Annotated in this window: 19 protein-coding genes; 1 reads left to right on the top strand and 18 read right to left on the bottom strand. The window is 68.7% G+C overall.

Annotated elements, in window-relative coordinates; all coding sequences use genetic code 11:
- Positions 1-4: 4 nt before the first annotated feature.
- From ACIRP7_RS18155 to ACIRP7_RS18130, 6 genes are all read right to left on the bottom strand, one after another.
- Positions 5-745 carry an ABC transporter permease gene (locus tag ACIRP7_RS18155; protein WP_403660011.1) on the bottom strand — a complete coding sequence of 247 codons (741 nt, stop codon included), beginning with the start codon at positions 743-745 and terminating at the stop codon, positions 5-7.
- Positions 742-1653, bottom strand: coding sequence for an ABC transporter ATP-binding protein (locus ACIRP7_RS18150; RefSeq protein WP_403660008.1), 912 nt, complete (start codon positions 1651-1653; stop codon positions 742-744). The genes ACIRP7_RS18155 and ACIRP7_RS18150 overlap by 4 nt, the downstream gene beginning before the upstream one ends.
- A 108-nt stretch (positions 1654-1761) precedes the next feature.
- A complete protein-coding gene (locus ACIRP7_RS18145; RefSeq protein WP_403660005.1) occupies positions 1762-4170 on the bottom strand; it encodes a hypothetical protein in 2409 nt (802 codons plus the stop codon).
- A gap of 248 nt (positions 4171-4418) precedes the next feature.
- On the bottom strand, positions 4419-4829 hold the full coding sequence (locus ACIRP7_RS18140) for a DUF6113 family protein (protein ID WP_403660002.1): 411 nt from the start codon (positions 4827-4829) through the stop codon (positions 4419-4421).
- A complete protein-coding gene (mshB, locus tag ACIRP7_RS18135; protein WP_403659999.1) occupies positions 4826-5698 on the bottom strand; it encodes an N-acetyl-1-D-myo-inositol-2-amino-2-deoxy-alpha-D-glucopyranoside deacetylase in 873 nt (290 codons plus the stop codon). The genes ACIRP7_RS18140 and mshB overlap by 4 nt, the downstream gene beginning before the upstream one ends.
- Before the next feature lie 100 nt (positions 5699-5798).
- Complete coding sequence (locus ACIRP7_RS18130) at positions 5799-5993, bottom strand: hypothetical protein (protein WP_007384493.1); 195 nt, start codon at positions 5991-5993, stop codon at positions 5799-5801.
- Between the two features lie 177 nt (positions 5994-6170).
- Here ACIRP7_RS18130 and ACIRP7_RS18125 point away from each other — a divergent pair, with 177 nt between their 5' ends.
- The gene (locus ACIRP7_RS18125) at positions 6171-8291 is read left to right on the top strand and encodes a prolyl oligopeptidase family serine peptidase (protein ID WP_403659996.1); all 2121 of its coding nucleotides are present in this window, start codon (positions 6171-6173) and stop codon (positions 8289-8291) included.
- Between the two features lie 129 nt (positions 8292-8420).
- On the opposite strand, the gene ACIRP7_RS18120 is transcribed toward ACIRP7_RS18125, so the two are convergent.
- From ACIRP7_RS18120 to ACIRP7_RS18065, 12 genes are all read right to left on the bottom strand, one after another.
- On the bottom strand, positions 8421-9458 hold the full coding sequence (locus ACIRP7_RS18120; RefSeq protein ID WP_403659993.1) for an ABC transporter ATP-binding protein: 1038 nt from the start codon (positions 9456-9458) through the stop codon (positions 8421-8423).
- On the bottom strand, positions 9451-10425 hold the full coding sequence (locus tag ACIRP7_RS18115; protein WP_403659990.1) for an ABC transporter ATP-binding protein: 975 nt from the start codon (positions 10423-10425) through the stop codon (positions 9451-9453). Before ACIRP7_RS18115 ends, ACIRP7_RS18120 begins: the two co-directional genes overlap by 8 nt.
- Positions 10426-11164: 739 nt before the next feature.
- Positions 11165-12133, bottom strand: a complete 969-nt coding sequence (locus ACIRP7_RS18110) for an ABC transporter permease (RefSeq protein ID WP_403659987.1) — start codon at positions 12131-12133, stop codon at positions 11165-11167.
- On the bottom strand, positions 12126-13049 hold the full coding sequence (locus ACIRP7_RS18105) for an ABC transporter permease (RefSeq protein WP_403659984.1): 924 nt from the start codon (positions 13047-13049) through the stop codon (positions 12126-12128). Before ACIRP7_RS18105 ends, ACIRP7_RS18110 begins: the two co-directional genes overlap by 8 nt.
- A 7-nt stretch (positions 13050-13056) precedes the next feature.
- On the bottom strand, positions 13057-14694 hold the full coding sequence (locus ACIRP7_RS18100) for an ABC transporter substrate-binding protein (protein ID WP_403659981.1): 1638 nt from the start codon (positions 14692-14694) through the stop codon (positions 13057-13059).
- Between the two features lie 172 nt (positions 14695-14866).
- Positions 14867-16003: an ABC transporter ATP-binding protein gene (locus tag ACIRP7_RS18095; RefSeq protein ID WP_403659978.1), complete on the bottom strand. Its 1137-nt coding sequence runs from the start codon at positions 16001-16003 to the stop codon at positions 14867-14869.
- 13 nt (positions 16004-16016) lie between these two features.
- Entirely contained in the window at positions 16017-17078 is a 1062-nt protein-coding gene (locus tag ACIRP7_RS18090) for an ABC transporter ATP-binding protein (RefSeq protein WP_403659975.1), read from the bottom strand.
- Positions 17079-17087: 9 nt separating this feature from the next.
- The gene (locus tag ACIRP7_RS18085; RefSeq protein ID WP_403659972.1) at positions 17088-18068 is read right to left on the bottom strand and encodes an ABC transporter permease; all 981 of its coding nucleotides are present in this window, start codon (positions 18066-18068) and stop codon (positions 17088-17090) included.
- A 99-nt stretch (positions 18069-18167) separates the two neighbouring features.
- The gene (locus ACIRP7_RS18080) at positions 18168-19976 is read right to left on the bottom strand and encodes an ABC transporter substrate-binding protein (RefSeq protein WP_403659969.1); all 1809 of its coding nucleotides are present in this window, start codon (positions 19974-19976) and stop codon (positions 18168-18170) included.
- Positions 19977-20086: 110 nt separating this feature from the next.
- A complete protein-coding gene (locus tag ACIRP7_RS18075) occupies positions 20087-21124 on the bottom strand; it encodes an ABC transporter permease (protein WP_403659966.1) in 1038 nt (345 codons plus the stop codon).
- Positions 21125-21494: 370 nt separating this feature from the next.
- Entirely contained in the window at positions 21495-23402 is a 1908-nt protein-coding gene (typA, locus tag ACIRP7_RS18070) for a translational GTPase TypA (protein WP_403659963.1), read from the bottom strand.
- 128 nt (positions 23403-23530) lie between these two features.
- Positions 23531-25759: an ABC transporter family substrate-binding protein gene (locus ACIRP7_RS18065; protein WP_403659960.1), complete on the bottom strand. Its 2229-nt coding sequence runs from the start codon at positions 25757-25759 to the stop codon at positions 23531-23533.
- Positions 25760-25999: the final 240 nt, after the last annotated feature.

Genomic DNA, 25999 nt, shown 5'->3' with positions numbered 1-25999 from the left:
GCGCTCACGCCTTCAACGTGTCCTTCCGGTACAGCCAGGCCGCGCCGCCCGCGAACAGGGCGAAGGAGACGGCCAGGACGGCGATGTCCTGTGCGTGCGGGGCGCGGCTCTGCTCGATGGCCTGCCCGAGGGCAGCGTACGCGTGCGTGGGCAGCCACTCGGCGATGTCCTGGAGCCACTGCGGGAAGGTCGTCGTGGGCATCCACAGGCCGCCCAGCATCGAGAGCCCGAAGTAGGTGATCATCGTGATCGGGCGGACCGCGTCACCGGTGGCGAGGTAGCCGATGGCGACGCCGAGCGCGGCGAAGACGAGGCTTCCGGCCCAGATCGCGCCGGTGAGGGCGAGCCACTGCCAGGCGTCGAGGCGTACGTCCTTCACGGCCGCGGCGACGACGAACACGACCACGATCGAGGGCAGGCTCACCACGGCCGCGCTCGCCGTCTTGGCGAGGACATAGCCGCGCCCCGGGAGGGTCGTCAGCCTCAACTGCCTTACCCAGCCGCCCTCCCGCTCCTTCGCGATGCGCTCGCTGTTGCCCATCAGGACGGCGGTCAGGGCGCCGAAGGAGGCCATCGAGACCATCATGTAGGTCGGCAGGGTCAGGCCCGTGCCGTCGACCTTCGTCGTGCTGTCGGCGTTGCCCGCGATGATCAGGAACAGCAGCGAGGGGTACAGCACCGAGAAGAACAGGAACTTGCGGTTGCGCAGGGCGCGGGTGAGTTCCAGCTTGATGAGGCTGTTCACTTCGACTTCGCCTCCTCGGCGGCGGTGATGGCGACGAAGGCCTGCTCCAGACCGAGCCCGGCGACTTCGAGATTGCGGGGGTAGACGCCGAGGCCGTAGAGGGCGTGGACGGTCGCGTCGGCGTCGGTGGACTGGATGCGGACGGTCTGGCCGGAGACGGCGACGGTGCTGATGAAGGGCAGGTTCCGCAGCGTGACCTCGTCGATCGTGCCCTCCAGGTCGAAGGCGATCCTGCGGGCGCCCGCCTTGGCCTTGATCTCGGCGGCGGTGCCGTCGGCGAGGAGGCGGCCCCGGTGCAGGACGAGCACCCGGTCGGCGGTGGCGTCGGCCTCTTCGAGGTAGTGGGTGGCGAAGAGGACCGTACGGCCCTGGTCGGCCTGTTCGCGCATGGTGGCCCAGAACGCCTGGCGGGTGGTGACGTCCATGCCGGTCGTCGGTTCGTCCAGGACGACCAGGTCGCTGTCGCCGGCGGTCGCGAGGGCGAAGCGGACCCGCTGGGCCTGGCCGCCGGAGAGCTTGTTGACCTTGCGGTCGGCGATCTGGGCGATGCCCGCGCGGGACAGCACCTCGGAGGGCCGGTACGGCTTCGGGTGCAGGGCGCAGGCGAGCCGGACCAGTTCGGCGACCGTGACCTCGTCCATCAGGCCGCCGCTCTGCAGCATCGCGCCCACGCGTCCGGCGACGATCGCCTCACGCGGGGTGGTGCCGAAGAGACGGACGCTGCCGCTGTCGGGCTGCTTGAGGCCGAGCAGCAGATCGAGGGTGGTCGACTTGCCGGCGCCGTTGGGGCCGAGCAGCGCCACGGTCTCCCCCGGGCGCAGGGTCAGGGTCAGTCCGTCCACGGCCCGTACCTCGCCGTACGCCTTGCTCACCTGGTCGAACTCGACCACCGGGGTTGTCGTTGTCATACGGCCATGGTGGCTCCGCGGGTGCGGTGGCGGGCAGTGTCGGCCGTCCGGAGTGCCGCATGACAGATGTCATGTCGGGCGGCACTCCGGTGCCTGCTCCGCGACCGGTCAGCTCGGGTTCGTGTCGATGACCACGATGCGATCGGCCGCCGTCTTGCCGCGCAGAGCCTTGCCCAGCGCGGAGGCGACATCCTGCGGCAGGACGTCCCGCTTGCCGCTCGCGCCGTTGATCTGCACCCCGGCGAAGGTGGTGCCGTACGCCTCCTTGAGCGCTTCGAGGTCGTACGTCTCCACGAGCTTGCCGCCGACCGCCTTGAAGCCGAGGATCTTCGGCAGGGACAGCGAGCCGAACTTGATGCTGTGCGTCGCGTCGGTCTGGACGGTGACGACGTTGGACATCGCGGGCTCCGCGAACTCCTTCATCATCCGGTCGACCTCGGCGTTCGAGACCGACGGCTGCTTGGTGGTCGTCGGCAGCGTGACCGAGCCGGCGGTGCCGGTCTCCACCTGGGTGCGGTAGGCCTCCTCGACCGCGGTGGTCGACCTGGTGACGTCGATGCCCTTGCCCGCCTTGCCGTACACGGCGACGGCCTTGCCGTTGACGAACTTGATCGTGCCGTTGGTCGCCGAGCCGGCGCCGCCCGAGGCGTCCTCCAGGGCCGCCTGGAGCTTCTCCTCGTCGACCGGCATGACCGGGTCGACGACCCGGTGGTTGCCGAAGAGGGAGCCGATCACGGAGACCGGGTTGTAGTCGCTCTTCGCGGCCGCGGCGACCGTGGCCTGGTCGTCGAGCTGGAGCCCGGCCTGGTCCGGCTTGAGGGAGACGGTGTCGCCGCCGACCGACAGCTTCAGGGCCTGGTTCACCCGGCCGCCGAGGGCGTCGTCGAGCTTCTTGACGGCGTCGTCGCGGGTGCCGCCGCCGATGTCCACGCCCAGCACGGTGGTGCCCTTGGGCACGTCGGACCGGTTCATCAGGAGACCGGCGCCGTAGGCACCGACGCCGAGGAGGACCACGGTGCCGCCGAGCAGCGCCAGCTTGCTGCGGCCCTTCTTTTTCTTCTTCTTCGACGCGGCGGCCGGGGCCTCCTGCGTCGCGGTGTCGGGCAGCTTCGGGGGCGTACGGCCGTCGGTGGCCGGCCCGCGGGGAGCGCTCCGGGTACCTGACGGTACGACCGGCATGCCGCTGGTGACGGTGTGCCCGGAGACGTTGTCCGGGGCGCCGTAGCCGGGAGCGCCCGATGAGGGGGCCGGCTTCTGCGGGGTGAGGATCGCGGTGTCGTCGCTCAGACCGCCACCGGGGCCGAGACCGGCACCGGGAGCACCGCCTGGGGCGGGGGCGCCGGGGCCGCCCGGCCGACCGAGGGTGCGGGGGCCGCCCTGAGCGGCCTGACCGGCCTGACCGCCGTAGCCGTCGGGACCGCCCGGACCGCCGAGGGTGCCGGGAGCGCCCTGAGCGGACTGGCCGGCCGGACCGCGGGTTCCGCCCGGGCCGCGTGCGCCGCTGCCCGGGCCGCCGGGACCGCCTTGGCCGCCCTGACCGCCGAAGCCGTCGGGACCGTTGAAGGACTCGGCCCTGGCGAAGGGGTCCGGTCCGGCGGGCGGCACGACCGGGCCGTCGCCGGTGACCGGGCCGCCCGTCGGGCCCGCGGGCCCCTGGGAGCCGCCCGGGCCGCCGGGACCCTGCGGTCCGCCGAAGCCGCCGCCGTAGTCGATCTGACCGCCCTGGCCGCCGCCGTAGTCGATCTGGCCGTTCTGGGGGCCGGGGCCGCCGGGGCCGCTCTGCGCGCCGAAGCCGCCCTGGCCCTGCTCCCCGCCCGTGCCGCCGGAACCGTTGCCGTTCTCGGCGAAGTACGGCAGTTCGTCGCGGCGGGGTTCGGTGCCGCGCGGGCCGGCGTTCAGCGCCTCGGTGACGTCGAAGGAGCCCGTGCCGCCACCGTGGCCCGGAGCCACCGGACCGCCGGTGGCGCCCGTAAGTCCGGCGCCGTTCGTGGCGCCCGGACGGGAACCGCCCGGCACGCTCATGGAACCGACCACCCCACCGGGGCGCCCGGTCCCGGAGCGCGCACCACCGTGACGGGGACCGGACGCGCCGGGACCACCGGCACCCGAGCCGGTCGCACCCGCGCCGGACGCACCCGCTCCGGACGCACCCGCGGCCGAACCGCCCGGCAGACCGGCCCCGTTGGTGGCTCCGCCGCCCTGAGGCCCCTTGGCGGGGCCGGACTTGCGGGGCGCGAACCAGTCGCTCGGCTTCTCGTCGGCGGCGGGCCGGCCGGCTTCGGCGGGCACTTCGACGGTGCCCGTGGACGGCGCGGAACTCGGCGCCGGCGCCTCGGTCTCGGGACCTCTGTCGCCGGAACTCTCGGTGTCCCCGACGGGCTGGCGCACCACGACCGGCGGGATGGGCCGCGAACCGGGGATGTTGATCCGGATCCGGGTCGTCAGCGTGGTCTCGGTCTTGCGCTCCTCCGGCTGCGTGGCCGAACGGCCCGCGTCCGGACCGCCGTCGGAAGCCATGGGCGTCCCGTACGGCGGCGTGCCCGAGGGGTAGGCGGCTCCGCCGCGCCCGTTGGGCCCGGAGGACGGACTGTCAGTTTCACGACTCAAGGCAGGTTCTCCCGGTTGGCTCCGCCGCCCGTTTCGACCTCACTGCTTCGGGCGCCGGCGGCGCGCACCACCATACTGGCCACTTCTGGCCTGTATCCCACGACCGCTGGGGAAACCCACACGGGACTCGCACGCGCGCGATGCGGAGAAGTGGTACGTCACTTGCCAAGTCGGACGGCATCGCCGCCCGGTTGCCGCCCCTGCCCAAGGGTGGCGCAGATCACAGCAACAGCCATGCCGCCGAGCAGGAAGAGATAGGAGCCGCTTCCCGCCGCGAAGACGAAGTCGCCTTCCGGACGGCTGGTGGTGAGAAAGATGACGGCGACCATCCAGCCGCCCGCCGGTGCGACGGCTCCGGCACGGCTGCCGGTGGCGCGGGCCCCGCCGAGCAGCAGTCCGGCCTCGCCGAGCAGCGCGAGCAGCAGTCCGCCCGGGAACCAGCCGCCCTGCACCAGCGCTCCGGCGAGCCCCACCACCGCCCCGAGCACGAAGAGGCCGAGGTAGGCGGCGACCCGTCCGGCGGAGGGGCGCTGCAGGGGCTGGGCCAGCATCGGCGCGCGGTCGCTCATGACGCGTCCTCGATCCCGGAGAACTCGATCCCGGAGAACAGGTCGGTCTCCTTCGTGGCCCCGTGTTCCCCTCTCACCAATTCGTAGTACTCGGTGGTGAAGACGGGTTGCGCGAGTTCGTTGGAGAGCGCGAAGTAGGCTCCCGACACATCGATCTGGGTCGCGTGCGCGGCCATCGCGGCGCTCTTGGCGGTGGCGTACGGCGTGCCGTCGATCTCCGTGGTGATGCGCTCGTCGTCCACCACGCCCGGTACGTCGTCGAGGGCGGCGGCCTTGGCGAAGGGGAGGCCCGGCAGATCGGCGTGGAGCTGCGCGAAGGCCTGCTCGCCGACCGTGCGGGGTACCCGGTTCCAGTAGACCTTCGGGATCCGCCACCCGGCGTCGGCGGCGAGCTCGACGGCGCGCATGGCGACGCGGTGGGCCTGGATGTGGTCGGGGTGGCCGTAGCCGCCGTTGTCGTCGTAGGTGACGAGGACCTGGGGGCGCACCTCCAGGATCACCTCGACGAGATGACGGGCCGCCTCGTCGACGTCGGCCCGCCAGAAGCAGGCCGGGTCGTCGTTGTCCGGGAGGCCCATCATTCCGGAGTCCCGGTAGCGCCCGGCGCCGCCGAGCAGGCGGGAGTCCTCGACGCCGAGCGCGCGCAGGGCCGCGGCGAGCTCGCCCCGCCGGTGCTCGGCCAGGGCGGCACCGGTCAGGTGCCGCAGCCCGGGCGGGATGACCTCGCCGAGTTCGCCGAGGGTGCAGGTGACCAGGGTCACCCGGGCGCCCTCGGCCGCGTACCTGGCCATGGTCGCGCCGTTGTTGATCGACTCGTCGTCCGGGTGCGCGTGCACCAGGAGCAGGCGCCGAGCGGGCTGTTCCGTCATGGCCCCAGCCTACGAGGAGCCACCGACAGTCCCGCGCGGCCGGGTCGTCGCGGCGGGGTCGTCGCAGTCGAGATGTCGCAGTCGGGTCGTCGCAGTCGGGTCAGAACTTGATGCTGCCGATCATGCCCGCGATGTTGGTCGTCAGCTCACTGATCGTCGGTGCGATCGACGAGGCGGCGAGATAGAAGCCGAGCAGGATGCACACGACGGCGTGGCCGCCCTTCAGTCCCGACTTCTTGACCAACAAGAAGACGATGATCGCCAGCAGCACCACCGCCGAAATCGAGAGTGCCACGGCGGCTCACCTCCAAAGATCCCAAGAGCGCGGGGGGTCGGACCAGGGGGGCAGATAAATCCATACGTCAGCCAGCAGGTTCATACCCACTATGCGGTAGTGATCATAACTATCCGGGCCTGCGCATCCGTCGGCGCACGGCCGCACAAGGGGGCGCATGGCCAATATGGTCGGGGCATGACGACCGAGGCTGACTCCTTTCCCCGCCGGCACGCCCGTACCCAGCGCTTCACGCTCGGCGCGCCGCGCGCGTTCTCCGTGGCGCCCGACGGGTCGCGTGTCGTGTTCCTGCGCTCGGACTCCGGCACGAACCGGGCCAATTCATTGTGGGTGCTCGACACGGCGGACGGCGGGGAGCGCGTGGCGGCCGACCCGCGCGCCCTCCTGGGCGGCGCCGAGGAGCGCCTCTCGCCCGAGGAACGGGCGCGCCGCGAACGCAGCCGCGAGGGCGGTGCCGGCATCGTCGGCTATGCCACCGACGCGGCCGTCGAGTTGGCCTCTTTCTCGTTGTCAGGGCGGCTTTTCACGGCGGAACTGCGGGTCGGCACGGCCCGTGAACTGGCCGTCCCCGGGCCGGTGATCGACCCCCGCCCGGCCCCCGACGGACGGCACATCGCGTACGTCGCCCAGGGCTCCCTGCGGGTCGTGGGCACCGAGGGCGAGGGCGACCGGGCGCTTGCCGCTCCGGAGTCGGACCACGTCACCTACGGTCTCGCGGAGTTCATCGCGGCCGAGGAGATGGGCCGCACGCGGGGCTTCTGGTGGTCGCCGCAGTCGGACCGGCTGCTGGTCGCACGCGTGGACGACACGCCGGTGCGGCGCTGGTGGATCTCCGACCCGGCCCACCCGGAGCGTGACCCACAACACGTCCCGTACCCGGCCGCGGGCACCGCCAACGCGGACGTACGACTGTTCGTGATCGATCTGGACGGGACGCGCACGGAGGTCTCCTGGGACCGGAAGCGCTATCCGTATCTGGCCCATGTGCACTGGTCAGCGGCGGGTGCTCCGCTGCTGCTCGTACAGGCGCGCGACCAGCGCAGCCAGCTGTATCTGGCGGTGCACCCGGAGTCCGGCGCGACCCGGATGGTGCACGCGGACGAAGATCCAACTTGGCTGGATCTTTTCCCCGGGGTGCCCTGCTGGAGCCCTTCGGGACAGCTCGTGCGGATCGCGGACGAGGGCGGCGCACGGGTACTGGCGGTCGGTGAACGCCCGTTGACGGGACCGCAGTTGCACGTCCGCGCGGTGCTGGACGTCACCGCGGACGACGTGCTGGTCTCCGCGTCGGCCGGCCCGGAGGCCGAGTCCCCTCAGACCGGCCAGGTGCACGTCTACCGGGTGAACGAGCTCGGAATGGAGCGCCTGTCACAGGAACCCGGCGTGCACTCGGCGGTGCGCGCCGGGGGTGTGACCGTGCTGGTGTCGGCGACCCTCGACCGGCCGGGCACCCGTGCGCGGGTCCTGCGGGACGGCAAGGAGACGGCGACTGTCACCTCGTACGCGGAAGATCCCGGTTTGACCCCGCGCGTGACGCTGGTCGAGGGGGGCGCACGGAGGATTCCGTGCGCCGTGCTTATGCCGCAGGACTACGCCGGTGACAGCCCCCTTCCGGTTTTGCTGGACCCGTACGGGGGTCCGCACGGGCAGCGGGTGGTCGCCGCGCACAACCCGCACCTGACCTCGCAGTGGTTCGCCGACCAGGGCTTCGCGGTGGTCGTGGCCGACGGCCGGGGCACCCCGGGCCGCTCCCCCGCCTGGGAGAAGGCGGTCCGGGACGACCTCGCGGAGGTGGTCCTCCAGGACCAGGTCGACGCGCTCCAAGCGCTCGCCGGGAACTTCCCCCTGGACCTCTCCCGGGTCGCGATCCGCGGCTGGTCCTTCGGCGGCTATCTGGCGGCCCTCGCGGTGCTGCGCCGCCCGGACGTCTTCCACGCGGCCGTGGTCGGCGCCCCGGTCACCGATCTCCGTCTGTACGACACCCACTACCAGGAGCGCTACCTCGGCCACCCGGACGAGCAGCCGGAGGTCTACCGCCGCAACTCGCTGGTCGACGACGGGGGTCTGGTCGACGCGGCCGAGCCGCACCGCCCGATGATGATCATCCACGGTCTCGCGGACGACAACGTGGTGGTCGCCCACTCCCTGCGCCTGTCCTCGGCCCTGCTGGCCGCGGGCCGCCCGCACGAGGTGCTGCCACTGTCCGGAGTGACCCACATGACCCCGCAGGAGACGGTCGCGGAAAACCTGCTGCGGCTTCAGCTGGACTTCCTGAAGCGGTCCTTGGGGATGGCGTAGGGGCGTAGGCACAGCAGCGGGCCGGGACCACATGGCAGTCCCGGCCCGCTTACGGCACCCGCACGGCCGTACGTCGTAGAGCCTGACGCGTCCGTATATCGGAACCGGGTCGGCCAAGTTGCCTCCGTGTTACTCCGGCCCCTCGGCCGGGACGACCTGCATCTCCTCCGCGAAGTGGCACGCCGAGTCGTGTGCCGCGGGCCCGCCCGCGAACCGGAACTCCGCCGGCACCGCCAGCGCCGGGACCTCCAGCGCGCAGCGCTCCCGGGCCTTCCAGCAGCGGGTGCGGAAGCGGCACCCGGAGGGGATGTTCGTCGGGGACGGGACGTCGCCGGTGAGGATGATCCGCTCGCGGTGTTCGCGGGCCTCCGGGTCGGGCACCGGCACGGCGGACAACAGCGCCTGGGTGTAGGGGTGCGTCGGATGGTCGTAGATCTCCTCGTCCCGGCCGATCTCCACGATCCGCCCGAGGTACATCACCCCGACCCGGTCCGAGATGTGCCGGACGATCGACAGGTCGTGCGCGATGAAGAGGTACGACAGCTCGAACTCGCTCTGGAGCCGGTCGAGGAGGTTGATCACCTGGGCCTGGACGGAGACGTCGAGGGCGGAGACCGGTTCGTCGGCGACGATGACCTCGGGGCGCAGGGCCAGTCCCCTCGCGATGCCGATGCGCTGGCGCTGGCCGCCGGAGAACTGGTGCGGATAGCGGTTGATGTACTCGGGGTTGAGGCCGACGACGTCCAGCAGGTCCTGGACCTTTCTGCGCCGGTCGCCCTTGGGGGCCACCTCCGGGTGGATGTCGTACGGCTCCCCGATGATGTCGCCGACCGTCATACGGGGGTTGAGCGAGGTGTACGGGTCCTGGAAGACCATCTGGATGTTGCGGCGGACCGCCTTGAGCGCCTTGCCGGAGAGCTTGGTGATGTCCTCGCCCTTGTACTTGATCAACCCTTGCGTCGGGCGCTCGAGATTGACGAGCATCTTGGCGACGGTCGACTTGCCGCAGCCGGACTCCCCGACGATGCCGAGGGTCTCTCCCTTGTGCAGCGTGAAGTCCACACCGTCCACGGCCTTGACGGCACCGACCTGTTTCTTGAACAGAATGCCCCGGGTCAACGGGTAGTGCTTGATCAGTCCACCCACTTCCAGGATCGGCTCAACCATTGAGGCACTCCGTCCAGAAGTGACAGGCGCTCGTGCGTCTGTCGTCAACGTCGTACAGAGGCGGCACGTCGGTGCGGCACACGTCCCGTGCCATCGGGCAGCGGGGGTTGAACGCGCAACCCGACGGGATGTTCATCAAGTTGGGCGGCAGTCCCTTGATCGCGTACAGCTCCTGGCCCTTCTGATCGAGACGAGGGATGGAATCGAGCAGTCCGCGCGTGTAGGGGTGGGCCGGCGCCTTGTAGATGTCGTGGACGGGGGCCTGTTCGACGATCCGTCCGGCGTACATGACGGCGATCCGGTCGGCCACGTCCGCGACGACACCGAGGTCGTGGGTGATGAGGATGAGCCCCATGTGGTACTCGCGCTGGAGTTCGGCGAGCAGGTCCATCACCTGGGCCTGGACGGTGACGTCGAGCGCGGTGGTGGGTTCGTCGGCGATGATCAGCGCGGGTTCCAGGGCCAGTGCCATCGCGATCATGATGCGTTGGCGCATGCCGCCGGAGAACTGGTGCGGGTAGTCCTTCACGCGTTCCCTGGCGGCCGGGATGCGCACCCGGTCCATCAGCTCGACGGCCTTGTCCCGCGCGTCCTTCTTCGACATCCCCCGGTGCACGACGAACATCTCGCCGAGCTGGTCGCCCACGGAGAGCACGGGGTTGAGGGAGGACAGCGCGTCCTGGAAGATCATCGCCATCTCGGCGCCGCGGACCTTGCGCCGCTCGTCCTCCTTCAGCTTCAGCAGGTCCTGTCCCCGGAAGACGATCTCGCCCCCGGTGATCCTTCCGGGAGGCATGTCGAGGATCCCCATGATCGCCTGCGCGGTCACCGACTTCCCCGACCCGGACTCCCCGAGCACCGCGAGCGTCTCCCCCGCGTCCACCCCGTAGTCGACCCCGTTGACCGCCTTGGCCACCCCGTCCCTGGTCCTGAACTCCACGTGCAGATCACGCACTTCGAGCAGCACGACGACTCACCTCGGCTTCGGGTCGGGGCGTCGCGAGGGGCGCCGGGGGTGGGGGGAACGGGGAGACGGGGAGGGGGTGTGAGGGCGGGGCAGCGGGACCGGGGGTGAGGCATGAGGGGGCCGGAACGAGCGGGGCGGAGCGTGATGGGCGTGACGGCAGCGACACGACGGGGGCGTGAGGGCGTGGCAGGGGCACCAGGGGCGGTGGCTTGATGGGCGTGGCGAGGCGGCGGCGACGAGACCTCCGACGGCCGCCCCGGACGCACCGCGTGGCGACCACGAGACGCCCGGCCGTCCGCCCGCGCGAGACTCCCGCGCCGCCAGCGCAGCACCGCAGTGAGCCCGGCCTCCTCGCGCGCCGCCGGAGCAACACAACCGGCTCGCCTCGCGGACAGCACCGCCGGGCCGGACGAGCCCGTGCGTGCGCACGGCGGACAAGGCGCCCCTGCCGACAGAACGCGATCGCAGTGGACCCCGCGCCCCCCGGAGCACACCCGCCGGACGCGCCGCGACCACAAGGCCCCCGCCCCCTCACCCGCTCGCCTCGCGGACAGCACCACCGGGCCGGACGAGCCCGTGCGGGCGGAAGGCAGACAACGCTCACCGTGCCGGCAGAACGCGACCGCAGTGGCCCCCGCGCACTCGCAACCGCTGAGCCGGACGGCCCCGCGTCGGCGTAGCGACCCTCAGCGAAGACCGGCTCTGCCGTGCTCGTCCCCGCGGTCGCCGTCACCTTCCCTCACCTCAGTTTCGGGTCGAGGGCGTCGCGGACGGCGTCGCCGAGCATGATGAAGGCGAGGACCGTGATCGCGAGGGCTCCGGCGGGCCACAGGAGCATGTGGGGGGCGTTGCGGATGTAGGCGGAGGCCGCGGAGATGTCGATGCCCCAGCTGACCGTGGGGGGCTTCAGGCCCACTCCGAGGTACGACAGGGTCGCCTCCAGCGAGATGTACGTGCCCAGCGCGATGGTCGCCACCACGATCACCGGGGCGACCGCGTTCGGGGTGATGTGGCGCAGCAGCAGGCGGGAGTTGGAGGCGCCGAGCGCCCGGGCCGCCTGCACGTAGTCGTTCTGTTTGGCGGTGATGACCGAGCCGCGCGCGATGCGGGAGATCTGCGGCCAGCCCAGCAGCACCATGAACCCGATGACCGGCCACACCGTGCTGCTCGTGACGACCGACAGGAGCACCAGGCCGCCCAGGATCACCGGGATCGCGAAGAAGATGTCGGTGGTGCGGGACAGGATCGAGTCCGAGAAGCCTCCGAAGAACCCGGCGAGGCCGCCGAGGACCGACCCGAGGATCGCGACCCCCAGCGTGGCGCAGACGCCGACCGTCACCGACGTACGGGCGCCGTACACCGTGCGCGTGTAGACGTCGCAGCCCTGGCCGTCGTAGCCGAAGGGATGCCCTGGCTGCGAGCCTTCCTGGGCCTTCGACAGGTCGCACTTCAGCGGGTTCTGGGAGGCGATCAGCGACGGCCACAGGGAGATGACGACCAGGAAGACGATCACCAGCGCGGAGATGATGAAGACGGGGTTGCGGCGCAGGTCGCGCCAGGCGTCGGACCACAGGGAGCGGGGTCTGTCCTGAGGTCCGGTGCCCTCGGGGCTCTGCTCCAGGGTGGTCGCCTCGCTCACCGCGAGATCCATCGCACCGCCCGCTCCGGTCCCGGCGATGGCTCCCTCTTGTTCCTGGGGTTCAGGCATAGCGGATCCTGGGGTCGAGGACGGCGTACAGGAGGTCGACGAGCAGGTTGGCCACCAGGAAGACCAGGACGAGGACGGTGACGAAGCCGACCACGGTCTGGGTGTTCTGGCGCAGGATGCCCTGGTAGAGCTGGTAGCCGACGCCGTGGATGTTGAAGATGCGCTCGGTGACGATCGCACCGCCCATCAGGGCGCCGATGTCGGTGCCGATGAAGGTGACCACGGGGATGAGCGAGTTGCGGAGCAGATGCCTGACGATGACCCGCCGTCTGGGCAGGCCCTTCGCCACCGCCGTACGGACGTAGTCGGAGCGCCGGTTCTCCGCGATGGACGTGCGGGTCAGCCGGGTCACGTACGCCAGTGACACGGACGCGAGGACCAGGCCCGGCACGAGCAGTTCGCCGAAGGTGGCGTCCGTGGACACCGAGGGCTTGATCCAGCCCCACTCGACGCCGAGGAGCAGTTGGAGCAGCAGACCGGTGACGAAGGTGGGGACGGAGATCACGACGAGGGTGAGGAGGAGGACGGAGGTGTCGACGGGTCGGCCGCGCTTGAGTCCGGTGATCACGCCCAGGGTGATGCCGACGACAATCTCGATGAGGATGGCGACGATGGTGAGCCGGATGGTCACGGGGAACGCCGTCGCCATCAGCTCGGTGACCTTCTGGCCGTTGAACGCGGTGCCGAAGTCGCCGGTGAAGACGTGCCCCATGTAGGTCAGGTACTGCTGCCAGACCGGCTTGTCGAGGCCGAACTCCTTCTTGAGCTGGGCGGACGTCGCCGCGTCGCACTGCTTGTCGCCACACAGGCCCGCGATGGGGTCGCCCATCACGTTCACCATGAGGAAGATCAGCAGGGTCGACCCGATGAACACCGGGATCATCTGGAGCAGACGCCGGACGACGTACCGTCCCATGGCGGGGTCAGCCGACCTTGATCTCGTTGTAGACGGGGACGCTGAAGGGGTTGAGCTTCACGTTCGAGAGCCGCTCCGAGTAGCCCGCGCTGCCGTTCTGGTACCAGAGCGGGATGGCGGCCATGTTGTCCCGTACGGCCTTCTCGGCGTCCTGGAACTTCTGGATGGCCTTGGTGGTGTCGGTCTCGGCGTTGGCCTCGTTCACGAGCTTGTCGAAGTCCTTGTTGGACCACTTGCCGTCGTTGGAGGAGGCGTTGGTGTAGTAGAGCGGCTGGAGGAAGTTCTGGATGAGCGGGTAGTCCATCTGCCAGCCCGCCCGGAATGGGCCGCTCATCTTCTTCGCGGTGATCTGGCTGCGGAAGTCGGCGAAGGTGCCGACGGGGTTGCCGACGCAGGCCTTGTCGTTGCCGAGCGCGTTGTTGATGGAGTTGCAGACGGCGTCGATCCACTGCTTGTGGGAGCCGGTGTCCGCGTTGTACGTGATCTTGATCTGGCCGCCGGGGAGCCCGCCGCCCTCCTTGATGAGCTTCTTGGCGGCGGCGGGGTCGTAGACGCAGGCGTCCCCGCACAGTCCGTCCTGGAAGCCGCCCTCCTTGCCGAGGACCGGGGAGGTCCAGTCGGTGGCGGGAGTGCGGGTCTTCTGGAAGATGGTCTTGGTGATCTGGTCACGGTCGATCGCGCGGGACAGGCCCGTGCGGACCTTCTCCGTCCCGGCCTTGTTCCAGTTCTTGTCGTAGAACGGGAAGGCGAGGGTCTGGATGATTCCGGCCGGGGTGTTGATGTAGCGGCCGCCGAGGTCGTTCTTGACGTTCTTGAGCTGGGCGGCCGGGACGTCGTCGACGAGGTCGAGGTTGCCGGCCATGAGGTCGGTGTAGGCGGTGTTGTTGTCGGTGTAGACCTTGAGGGTCACGCCGCCGTTCTGGGCCTTGTCGGGGCCGGGGTAGCCGTCCCACTTCTTCAGGGCCATCTGGGAGCCCTTGGTGTACGAGTCGATGGTGTACGGCCCGTTGCCGACCGGCTTCTTCAGCCAGCCGGCGTGGTCCTTGAAGAAGGCCTGCGGGAGCGGCGCGTAGGCCGGGTAGCCGAGGGTGTCGGGGAAGGTCGAGAACTTCTGGTTGAGCTTGACGGTGAAGGTCCTCGGGCCGGTGACCTTCAGTCCGGAGAGGGTGTCGGCGGTCTGCTTGCTGCCGTCGTCGGGGTGGGTCTTGTCGTAGCCGTCGATGTAGCCGAAGAAGTAGGCGTTCTTCTGGTTGTTCTTGAGGCTCGCCCCGTAGTTCCAGGCGTCCACGAACGACTGGGCGGTGACCTTCTCGCCGTTGCTGAAGGTCCAGCCGTCCTTGACGGTGACCGTGAAGTTCTGCGAGTCGCTCGTGTCGATCTTCTCGGAGAGCATGTCCTCGGCCTTGCCGGTCTCCGGGTTGTACTTCTTCAGGCTGCGGAAGATCATGTCGAGGACCTTGCCGCCCTGCACCTCGTTGGTGTTGGCCGGCTCCAGCGGGTTCTGCGGGTCGCCCCACGAGGAGCTCAGCACGGCGCCGCCGTCACCGCCGCTGCCGCTGCCGCTGCCCCCGCTGCCGCAGGCCGTCGCCGCGAGGGCTACCGCGACCGCGCAAGCGGCCCATGTGGCGTGCGTGGCTCCACGCATGGAGTGCCTCCTCAAGACTGATCCGTTACCGGCCAATATCGGATCAATGAGGGCACTTCGCACGCCTGGGTAGGCCTTTGGGGGCGGGGAGGGGTGGCGCGCCGGGGGCACACGACGACCGGGGGCGGAGGCAGTTCGCCTCCGCCCCCGGTCGAGGGTCGTACCGCAGTCGTCAGTCCTTGGCCGGTGCCTCCTGGGACGCCGCGTCCTCCAGGGCCTTCAGCGCCGGGTCCAGGATGACGTCCGCTTCACCGGCATCAGCGGTCGGGTTCTCCGGGAAGTGGCAGGCCGTCAGGTGACCGCCCCGGTTTCCGGAAATCTGGACCAGCGGCGGCTCCTCGGTCGCGCACTTGTCCTGCGCCTTCCAGCACCGGGTCCGGAAACGGCAGCCGGACGGAGGCGCGATCGGCGACGGGACGTCACCGAAGAGACGGATGCGCTTGCGATCGTCACCCTCGCCGTCGATCGATACCTCTGGAACCGCGGAGAGCAGAGCATGGGTGTACGGATGGCGAGGCCGGTTGTAGATCGAGTCCCGGTCACCGACCTCGACCACCTTGCCCAGGTACATCACCGCGACGCGCTGCGAGAAGTGCCGTACGACGGCCAGGTCGTGGGCGATGAACAGGAAGGCGATGCCGAGCTCGTCCTGAACCTTCTTGAGCAGGTTGACCACCTGCGCCTGGATGGACACGTCCAGCGCGGAGACCGGCTCGTCCGCCACGATCAGCTTGGGGTTCAGGGCGAGCGCGCGGGCCACGCCGATGCGCTGGCGCTGACCGCCGGAGAACTCGTGCGGGAAGCGGTTGTAGTGCTCCGGGTTGAGGCCGACGAGCTCGAGGAGCTCCCGGACCTTCTTCTCCCGGCCGCCCTCCGGCTCGATCCCGTTGACCTCCATCGGCGACTTGATGATCGTGCCGACGGTCTGGCGCGGATTGAGCGAGGAGTACGGGTCCTGGAAAATCATCTGGATCTCGGACCGCACCGGCGCCAACTGCTTGCGGGAGGCGTGCGTGATGTCCTGACCCGAGTACGTGATCTTTCCGCTGGTCGGCTCGAGGAGGCGGGTGATGAGCCGGCCGGTCGTCGACTTGCCACAGCCGGACTCGCCGACCAGACCGACGCTCTCTCCGACGCCGACGGTCAGGTCGATGCCGTCCACGGCCTGCACCGCGCCGACTTTCCGTTTGATCGGGAAGCCACCGTAGATCGGGAAGTGCTTGGTCAGCCCTTCGACCTGAAGCAGCGTCTCGCGCGCGGCGGTGTCGGTCGAGCCCTTCTGTGCCGGGAGGGTGAGGTTGTCGCTCATGTCTCGGTTCTCCCTAGCGCAGCCGGGGCTGGATCTTGTCGATGAAGATGGTCTGTTTCTGCTCCGCCGTCAGATGACAGGCAGAGGCACGGCCCTCGGCCAGCGTCGGGCGAGAGTCGGTGCACAGCGTCCCCGGCACCTCGCTCTTGAAGGCGCACCGCGGGTGGAAGGGGCAGCCGGAGGGCGGGGTGAGGAGCGAGGGCGGGGAGCCCGGAATCGGCACGAGCTCCTCGTTGACGTCGCTGTCCAGCCGCGGCATGGAGCTGAGCAGACCCCAGGTGTACGGGTGCCGGGGCGCCCGCATGACCTCACGCACGCTGCCGCGCTCCACGGCCCGGCCCGCGTACATCACCAGCAGGTCATCGGCCATGTTGGAGATGACGCCCAGGTCGTGGGTGATGAAGACGATCGCGGAGCCGAACTCCTGCTGGAGGTCCTTGAGCAGGTCCAGGATCTGGGCCTGCACCGTGACGTCCAGAGCGGTGGTCGGCTCGTCGGCGATCAGCAGCTCCGGGTCGCACATCAGCGCCATGGCGATCATCGCCCGCTGACGCATACCGCCGGAGAACTGATGCGGGTAGTCGTCGAAGCGCGCCTTGGGCTGTGGGATGCCGACCTTCTCCAGCATCTGGACGGCCCGGTCCTTCGCCTCCCTCTTGGAGGCACCCATGTGCTTCATGTACGGCTCGGACAGCTGTCGGCCCACCGTGTAGTACGGCGAAAGCGCCGTCAGCGGGTCCTGGAAGATCATCGCCATCTTGTTGCCGCGAAGCTTTTCCAGCTCGCCCTCACGAGCAGTGATCAGCTCCTGGCCATCCAGCAGGATCTCACCGTCGATATTGGCGAACTGCCGGTTGTGGAGGCCGAGGATGGTCAGGTTCGTCACCGACTTGCCGGAACCCGACTCGCCCACGATGCCCAGCGTCTTGCCGCGCTCCAAGTCGAAACTGAGCCCGTCAACGGCCTTGACGATGCCGTCCTCTGTCTTGAACCGTACGCGCAGGTCCCGCACCGAGAGGAAGGCCCCGGCATCGGCCGAGACAGGAGCCCCCGCTTCCTTGGTCACAGTGGTCACAGAAAGCTCCTAGGACAGCCGCACGCGCGGGTCGATGAACGCATAGCAGGCGTCGACGATGATGTTGAACAGAAGGATCATGGCGGCCGAGAACAGCATCACGCCGAGCAGCAGGGGTAGATCACTGAAGTTCACCGCCTCCACAGCCAGCCGGCCAAGACCTGGCAGCCCGAAGGTGTACTCGGTGATGATCGCACCACCCAGCAGAGAACCGATGTCGATGCCGAAGATCGTCACGATCGGGATGAGGGAGCCGCGCCAGGCATAGCGGAAGAAGACGTAACGCCGGGACATGCCCTTGGCACGCGCCGTCCGCACGTGCTCTTCCTGGAGCTGCTCGATCATCGACGAACGCGCCATACGTGTGTACTGGGCCGCGAAGATCGTCGAAAGCACCGCCCACGGGATGATCAGTCCGGTGAACCAGGCAACTGGGGTGTGGGTGAAGGGCACGTAATCGGGCTCGTCCATCAGGTGTGTCTGGAAGACGACAATGGCAAGCACGAGCGGACCGAGGAAGTAGATCTGCATCGAACTGAGCACCATCGCACCCGCGGTGAAGGTCTTGTCAATGACCGTACCGCGCTTCCAGGCGGCGATCATGCCCGAGCCGAGGCCGACGACCAGGAAGAGGACTGCGGCGCCGATGGCGAGGGACACCGTGGTCGGCAGGCGGTCGATCAGAGTCGACCAGACGTTCTCATTCGTGTGGTACGAGTAGCCGAAGCAAGGCGCAGGGCAGGGGCCCTGAGCGAAGTCGTTACGCCCCGCAACCAAGCCGTGCAAGAAAATCCAGAACTGCTCGGGAATCGATTTATCGATACCCAGCGTCCTGTGGATATTGGCCAGGGCGTCGGGGGTACATGTCTTGCCGCACATCAGCAGCGCCGGATCACGTGGCATGCCGAAGAAGAGCAAGAAGGCGACCACGGTCAGCAGGACCAGGATCACGGCGGCGCCGAGAGTCCGGCGGAGGATGAAGCGCAGCATCAGGAAGCAGCTTTCGGACGTGGGAAGCCGATGCGGGCCGGGGGACGCCCCGTCGTGTGAGACGGGGCGTCCCCGAACGCCTTCGGGGGTGGGGCGGAGTTACTTCACGAACAGCCTGCGCGGGTCGACGCCACCGAGGACGTCGTCGTACACAAGGCCACCGACCTTCGGCCCCGCGATCTGGGTCTGCTTGTAGTACGCCGTCGGGATGTTGGAGACGACATCCTTGACGATGTACTCGTTGACCTTGTTCCACTCCTCCGCAGCCTTGATCGGGTCCGTGATCTTGTTGATCCGGTCGATGTCTGCGTTGACCTTCTTGTCGTTGATGTGCGAGTAGTTCGAGGAACCGTCCTGGATCGCACGACCGTCGTACAGCGGCGGGATCACGGTCGAAGCGCTCGGCCAGTCGGCACCCCACGCGGTGTGGAAGATGTCGTAGTTGTTCTTGACCTTGCTGACCTGGTCGTAGTAGGTCTCGGCCGGGATCTCCTGGCGCTGGACGTTGAAGCCGGCCTTCTGAAGACCAGCCGCCATAGCGGTGGAGTACTGCTGTCCCTCAGGGGTGTTGATGTAGCCGAAGGTCAGCTTCATGCCTTCCTTGCCGGCTTCCTTGAGCAGCTGCTTGGCCTTCGCGGGGTCACCGGCAGGCTTCTTCTTCTTGCCGAACGGGTCGAAGCCGGCGTTGTAGCCGGAGACGGTCGGGCTGATCAGACCACCAGCGACCTCCATGGCCTGAGCGCCGCCATAGGCGCGGACGAAGGGCGAGACGGGCAGCGCGTAAGCGATGGCCTCACGGACCTTCTTGTCCTGCATCTCCGGCTGGGAGAGGTTGATGTTCATCTGGCCGACGTACGGCTGGTAGCCAGAGACCACACGGCTCTTCAGGGCCGCGTCGCCGAGCACCTTGGACAGGTTGCCCGCGTCGACCTGGTTGTTGAAGCTGATCGAGGTGGCGTTGGCGCCGGAGCCGTCGAGCAACGCCTTGGTGGAGTCCTCGAACTGCTTGTTGAAGAGGATGTTGAACTGGTTGACGTACTGGTGACGGATCGGGTCCGACTTCGGGTCCCAGTTGGTGTTCTTGACCAGCGTCATCGACTTGCCCGACTTGAAGTCCGCGATCTTGTACGGACCAGCCGTCATCGGGGCCTTGTCGTACTTGACCTGCGTGTCCTTCGCCTTGGAGACGATGGAGTAGCCCGCCATGGCGAGCGCGTAGGGCAGGTCGGGCTTCGGCTCCTTGAACTTGAAGACGATGGTCTTGTCGTCCGGCGTCGAAAGGATGCTGTCAGGCAGGTGCTTGCCCTTGTAGGGGCCGTCCTTGAGGAGCTTGCGGTACTCGGTACCCGGGGTGTTCGCCAGCCACTGCTGGATGTAGGTCGGGCCGTTGGAGACGAACGGAGCGAAGAGCCGCTCAAACGTCTGGCGGAGGTCAGCCGAGGTGATCGGCGTACCGTCGGCCCACTTGACGCCGTCCTTCAGCGTGTACTTCCAGGTCTTGCCGCCGTCCGTGGTCGTACCGCTGTCGGTGGCCAGGTCACCGACGACCTCGTGCTTGGCACCGTCGTTGCTGGTGGCCTTGTAGCCAGTCAGTCCCCGGTGAAGGATCGAGGACAGGGAGCCCTCGTCGGAGACGTAGATCTGAGCCGGGTCCAGGTGCGCGTAGCTGTCTCTCTGCAGCACCGTCACCGTGCCACCGGGCTTGGCACCCGGAACCTCTGCGGCCGGGCCGATCGAAGCCTGTGCGTCGCCGAAGTCTATGGAGGACTGCTGCCGCTTGGCGTTCTCCGTGTCCTTCTGATCGCCGGTGCCATTCTTGCTGCCGCCCCCGCTGCAGCCGGTGAGCGCAAGCGCTCCGGCCGCAAGCAGGGAAATAGCGGCGTACGCGCGGCGTCCACCCTTGTCCATCACTTGGTTTCCCACCATCCATGTGTCACGAGTGCGATGAAATGAAGTGCCCCCCCGGGGACGAGGAACTGCCCCGGATGGTTCGGGCGAGGACGCCCATTCCCGTTCGGTCAGCGAGCCGTCTTGGGATCGAAGGCGTCACGGACCGAGTCCCCGAGCAGGTTGAACGCCACGATGAAGATGATCATGGAGATGCCCGGGAAGAACATGTAGGTGATGTCGTTCTGCATCACGAGTTCGGTCGAAGCCTTGGAGAACATCTGTCCCCAGTCGGGCGTCGGCTCGACGATTCCCACGCCGAGGAACGACAGGCCGGCTTCGGCGGTGACGAAGGCAGGGAGCATGTACGTGGACTGCACCAGGATCGGCGTGACCACGTTGGGCAGGATCTCCTTGCGAATGACCCGCCAGGGAGAAGCCCCGCTCACCTTGGCCGCTTCGATGAACTCGCGCCCTGCGAGGGCGAGCGTGGTGCCACGCAGGATACGGGCCAGGCTCATCCAACCCAGCACCCACTGCACGGCGATCAGAGCAACCACCCGGACGTAGACCGGCGTCTCGTCCCTCGGGTCCACGAAGAGCGAGACCACGACCGGCATGCTCGCGATGAAGAAGAGCTGCGAGGGGAAGGCCAGCAAGAAGTCGACGAGTCGGCTGATGGCGAAGTCGACCTTGCCACCGAGGTACCCCGCCATGACACCGAGGAGGATGCCAGTGAGCACCGTGGCGATCGTGACCGCGACCGAGATGCCCAGCGAGTTCCTGATGCCGTACAGCAGCTTCGTGAAGACGTCGTAACCGTTGCCCGGTTCGAGGCCGAACCAGAACTCGCTGCTGATACCGCCGTTCGGTTGCAGCGGTACACCCGCGCTGTCGAACAACTCGGGGCGCTCATCGGCGAACACCGTGTACGGGTCGTTGCCGTACAGCTTCGAGATGACCGGCGCGAGCACGCCGACGGCGAAGAAGAAGACCACGATGCACGCCGAGATCACTCCGGCACGGTCCCGCTTGAAGCGGATCCACATCAGCTGGCCGGGGGAACGACCGACAAGCTCCTTGCCCTTGACGGGCTCCGGGTTCGACTCGAGCTCGGGGTCCAAGGCGAGCGACGGCGCGGAGCCTCCGGCCTTGGCAGGACTGGTCATGTGTACTTCCCCCGGGGGGTTGGAGAGTTGAGCGCAGCACAGATACCGGCAGGTTCTGTGGTTTGGGGGAACTTTCGCCAAAGTGTTCAACGCGCGTCAAGGGCGGAAGACATAGGGATCTCCCTACCGGCAATATTTTGAGGAAAAATTGCAAAGATTGACACCTGGTCGCGCTTGACACGCGAGCCGACAGACCGTCAAAACGGACATACCACAATGGATTTCGGTTCACATGTCCGAAACACGATCGGCCGCTTACCGATATCCGAACGCTGTCTCATGGATCGCGGACAGGCTTTCGCGGGCACACCGAAGGCCCGGTTCCCCGAGTGCCGGAGAACCGGGCTGCCGACAGTCGCCGGCGGTCGGGTCAGCCGTTCTTGGCGCGGCTCGCGGCGCGGGCGCGCTCGCGGGCGTCCAGGTTCACCTTGCGGATACGGACCGCCTCCGGGGTCACCTCGACGCACTCGTCGTCGCGGCAGAACTCCAGGGACTGCTCCAGGGAGAGCTTGCGCGGCGGGACGATCGCCTCGAACGAGTCGGCCGAGGACGACCGCATGTTGGTGAGCTTCTTCTCCTTGGTGATGTTCACGTCCATGTCGTCGGAGCGCGAGTTCTCGCCGACGATCATGCCCTCGTACACCTCGGTGCCGGGGTCGACGAACAGCACACCGCGCTCCTGGAGGTTCGTCATCGCGAAGGCGGTGACGGCACCGGCGCGGTCGGCGACCAGCGAGCCGTTGTTACGGGTCGTCAGCGTGCCGAACCACGGCTCGTGGCCCTCGTGGATGGAGTGGGCGATACCCGTGCCGCGGGTGCCGGTCAGGAACTCGGTCCGGAAGCCGATGAGGCCGCGGGAGGGGACGACGAACTCCATGCGCACCCAGCCGGAGCCGTGGTTGGACATGTTGTCCATCCGGCCCTTGCGGACACCCATGAGCTGCGTGACCGCGCCCATGTGCTCCTCGGGCACGTCGATGGTCATGCGCTCGACGGGCTCGTAGACCTTGCCCTCGACCTCCTTGGTGACCACCTGCGGCTTGCCGATGGTCAGCTCGAAGCCCTCACGGCGCATCTGCTCGACCAGGATCGCCAGGGCCAGCTCACCACGGCCCTGCACCTCCCAGGCGTCCGGGCGCTCGGTGTCGAGCACGCGGAGCGAGACGTTGCCGACCAGCTCGCGGTCCAGGCGGTCCTTGACCTGACGGGCCGTGACCTTGCGGTCCTTGACCACGGCCTTGTTCTCCGCGCCCTTGCCGGTGCCACCGCGGCCGACCAGCGGCGAGGTGTTGGTACCGATGGTCATCGAGATCGCCGGCTCGTCGACCGTGATGAGCGGCAGCGGGATCGGGTTCTCGGGGTCGGCGAGGGTCTCGCCGATCATGATGTCCGGGATACCGGCGACGGCACAGATGTCACCGGGGCCCGCCTTCTCGGCGGGCTTGCGGGTGAGCGCCTCGGTCATCAGCAGCTCGGTGATACGCACGTTGGACATGGTGCCGTCGCGCTTGATCCACGTGACGGTCTGGCCCTTGCGCAGCTCACCCTGCTCGACGCGCAGCAGCGCGATACGGCCGAGGAAGTTGTCGGCGTCCAGGTTGGTGACGTGCGCCTGGAGCGGGGCCTCGGTGTCGAACTCCGGGGCCGGGACGTGCGAGAGGATCGTGGAGAAGAACGGCTCCAGGCTGTCGCTGTCCTGCGGGACCGTGCCGTCCTCGGGCTTGGTCAGCGAGGCCACGCCGTCCCGCGCACACGCGTAGACGATCGGGAACTCGATCTGCTCCTCGTCGGCGTCGAGGTCGAGGAAGAGGTCGTACGCCTCGTTCACGACCTCGTCGATGCGCGAGTCGGGGCGGTCCGTCTTGTTGATGCACAGGATGACGGGCAGGCGGGCCTGCAGTGCCTTGCGCAGCACGAAGCGGGTCTGCGGCAGCGGGCCCTCGGAGGCGTCGACCAGCAGCACGACCGCGTCCACCATCGACAGACCGCGTTCGACCTCGCCACCGAAGTCGGCGTGGCCCGGGGTGTCGATGATGTTGATGGTGATGACGTCGCCGCCATCCTTGGGGTGGTACTTCACGGCCGTGTTCTTGGCCAGGATCGTGATGCCCTTCTCACGCTCCAGGTCGTTCGAGTCCATCATGCGGTCGTCGAGCGATTCGGCGGCGTGCGCGGCGAAGGCGCCTGCCTGCTTCAGCATGGCGTCGACAAGAGTCGTCTTGCCGTGGTCGACGTGAGCGACGATGGCGACATTGCGGATGTCGTGGCGCGTGGCCATATTGCGGCGTACTCCCAAGTGGTGAGAAGGCCCTGCTACGAACGTCCGTGTGACGCGGGCCTGCCGGGCTCAACATGCCACGGCCTCACCCCATCGTACGTTGCCTCCCGGGTAGGGGCTCGCCGGGCTCAGTGAGCGGTGGGGCCGGCCGCCGGCTTCGCGCCCTTCTTCAGGAAGCCCATGTCCTCGTAGACCGGCGTCTGGAATCCGAAGGAACCGGCGTTCACCAGGTTCTTCTTCGCGGCCGTCAGCTGGGGCCGCTGATACAGCGGGATGGATCCCGCGGCGGCCCAGATCCGGGAGTCGGCCTTGCGGATCAGGCTCCGGCTCTTGCCCTCGTCGAGCGTGGCCACGGCCTGGTCGAAGAGCTGGTCCACCTGGTCCGTGCCGACCCGGGTGTAGTTCTGCTCGACTTTCAGCGACCCGTCGGCGGCCGGCACCGGCTTCGCGAAGATCGGGCGGGCGTCGGTGGCGGGGAAGGCGGACGCGGGCCAGGAGTACAGCGCGAGGTCGTACTGCCCGGACGCGATGTGGTCCTTGAAGTAGCTCTCGTCGGAGACCTTGGAGATCTGGGTCCGGATGCCGACCTTCGCCAGCATCGCGGAGATCCGTCCGGCCACCGTGCGCAGCGTCTCGGAGCCCGGTCCCGACGGGAGTACGAACCGCAGGGCGAGCGCCTTGCCGTTCTTGGCCAGCACCTTCGTCGCCGCGTCCGCCGGAGCCGCGGTGCCCTTGGGGGCGTATGCTCCCGGCGCGCCGCCCTGCTTCAGCCTGTTCGCGTACTGCTTGCCGTCCTGGGCGAGGTGCCGCGGGCCGTCGCCGCCGCTGCGGTGGTCCTTGGGGTCCTTGTCGTCGCTCTTGTCGTCCTCGCCGACGATGTACGTCCCGTCGTCCCCGTCCGCGGAGTTGCGGCCGGCCTTCCTGCCCTCGGTCCCCGCCGCCTTCTCGCCCTTCTTCTTCTTCTCCTTCTCCACCGGGCCCCCGGGCACCCACCCGGCGTCCGCGAGAAGTGCCCGGGCCTCCTTGGTGTCCTGGCCGCCGAGCGCGCCGCTGTTGTCGGCGTAGGCGTCCTGGCCGGAGAGCGCGAGGTGACTGCCGACCGGCACGGCGGGCAGCCCGAGCGGGGAGAGGACGACGGCGGCCAGCGCCTTGCGGTCGATGGCGCGGGCCACGGCCCGGCGCACCCGCTCGTCGGCGAGCGGACCCGAGGCGCCGTTGAGGGCGAGCTGGGTGTAGGCGGGCTCCAGGGATCTGCGGACCTCGAAGCCCTTCAGCGCCGCCTGCTCACGCGCGTACGCGGCGAGCGCCCTGCGCTCCTTCTGCCGGGCGCTGAGCTCCTCGTCGGCGGCCTCCTCGTCGTCCCCGTGGGCGAGGGCCCAGGAGCGCAGCGCGTCGGCGGCTTTCAGGTTGCTGCCGGAGCGGCGGCCGTGGAGCCCGTCGGGGCCCGCGAGCGGGCTGCTGCCGGAGGTGGCTCTCGCGCGGGCGGCGAGGCTGATGCGGCCGAGTGCCTCGGGGTCGACCTCGGCGAGCTCGATCGAGCCGGCGGCCAGTTCGGTGGCCCGCTTGTCGCGCGGAACGGCGCGCAGCACGATCTCGTTCAGCTTGGCGGGGTGCCCCCACCAGCGCGGATTGCGGGTGAGGGTGATCTCGTCGCCCTTGCGGTCGACCTTCTTCACCTGGAAGGGACCGGCGGTGGTCTTGAGCTTCTTGCGGGCGGAGTCGTTGAAGGAGTCCGGGGTGCCCATGACGTCCTTCGGGTACAGCGGCGAGAACAGCGAGCGCCAGTCGGCGTACGGCCGCGCGAAGGTGACCTTGACCTCCAGGTCGCTGGCCCCGCGCTCGATCCTGTCGATGCGCTCGTAGCCGGCGTTGCGGGCGGTCCAGTACGCGGAGTCCTTGCCGGACAGGGCGCGCCACTGGGCGGCGAAGTCGGCGGCGCCGATCTCCCGGCCGTCGCTCCACACGGCCTGCTGGTTCAGCTTGTACAGCACGACCTGCTTGGGCTCGGTCTCGACGACCTTGGCCGACTCCAGGTAGTCGGCGTCGACCTGCGGCCGCCCGTTCGCGTCCAGCCGGTACATCGAGGGCAGAACCGCCTGGGCGACGGTGGTGGTGGTCGCGTCGGCGTCCGCCTGGAAGGTGTTCAGGGTCTCGGGGACGGCGTCCACCGCCCAGTGCAGGGTGCCGCCGTCGGCGACCAGGTCGCGGGCGGCGGGCGCGATGTCCTGCTCCGCGAGCGGCTTGCTCGCCTTGTCCTCGGAAGTGCACCCGGACAGCGCGGTGACCGCGAGCGCGCCCGCGATGAGGAAGCCGACCGAGCGCGTGACCGCGCGCAGGGCGACGCCGTTGTGGGACATCTCTGCTTACCTCCGGGAGCCGCGGGCGTTATGATCACTTTTGGCGGTATATGGAGCTGATCACATGTATGCGGCCACTGAAGAGGAAAGGGTTCGGCAACGGACGGCGACACGGCGACGACAGCCGGGAAGCCCACCCGTGCGGCGCAATCGACGGCGCACGAGGGGCGCGCACGGAGGCTCACGATCCGCCAATCGGTGCACGTCCCTTCACACCGGCAGGTGTGACGCGCAACACTC

Source organism: Streptomyces sp. NPDC102270, from assembly GCF_044766405.1.
In the GTDB taxonomy this organism is placed as follows: domain Bacteria; phylum Actinomycetota; class Actinomycetes; order Streptomycetales; family Streptomycetaceae; genus Streptomyces.
Note: the sequence above shows the minus strand (reverse complement) of the source record. Positions and strands in the feature narration are given on the sequence as shown.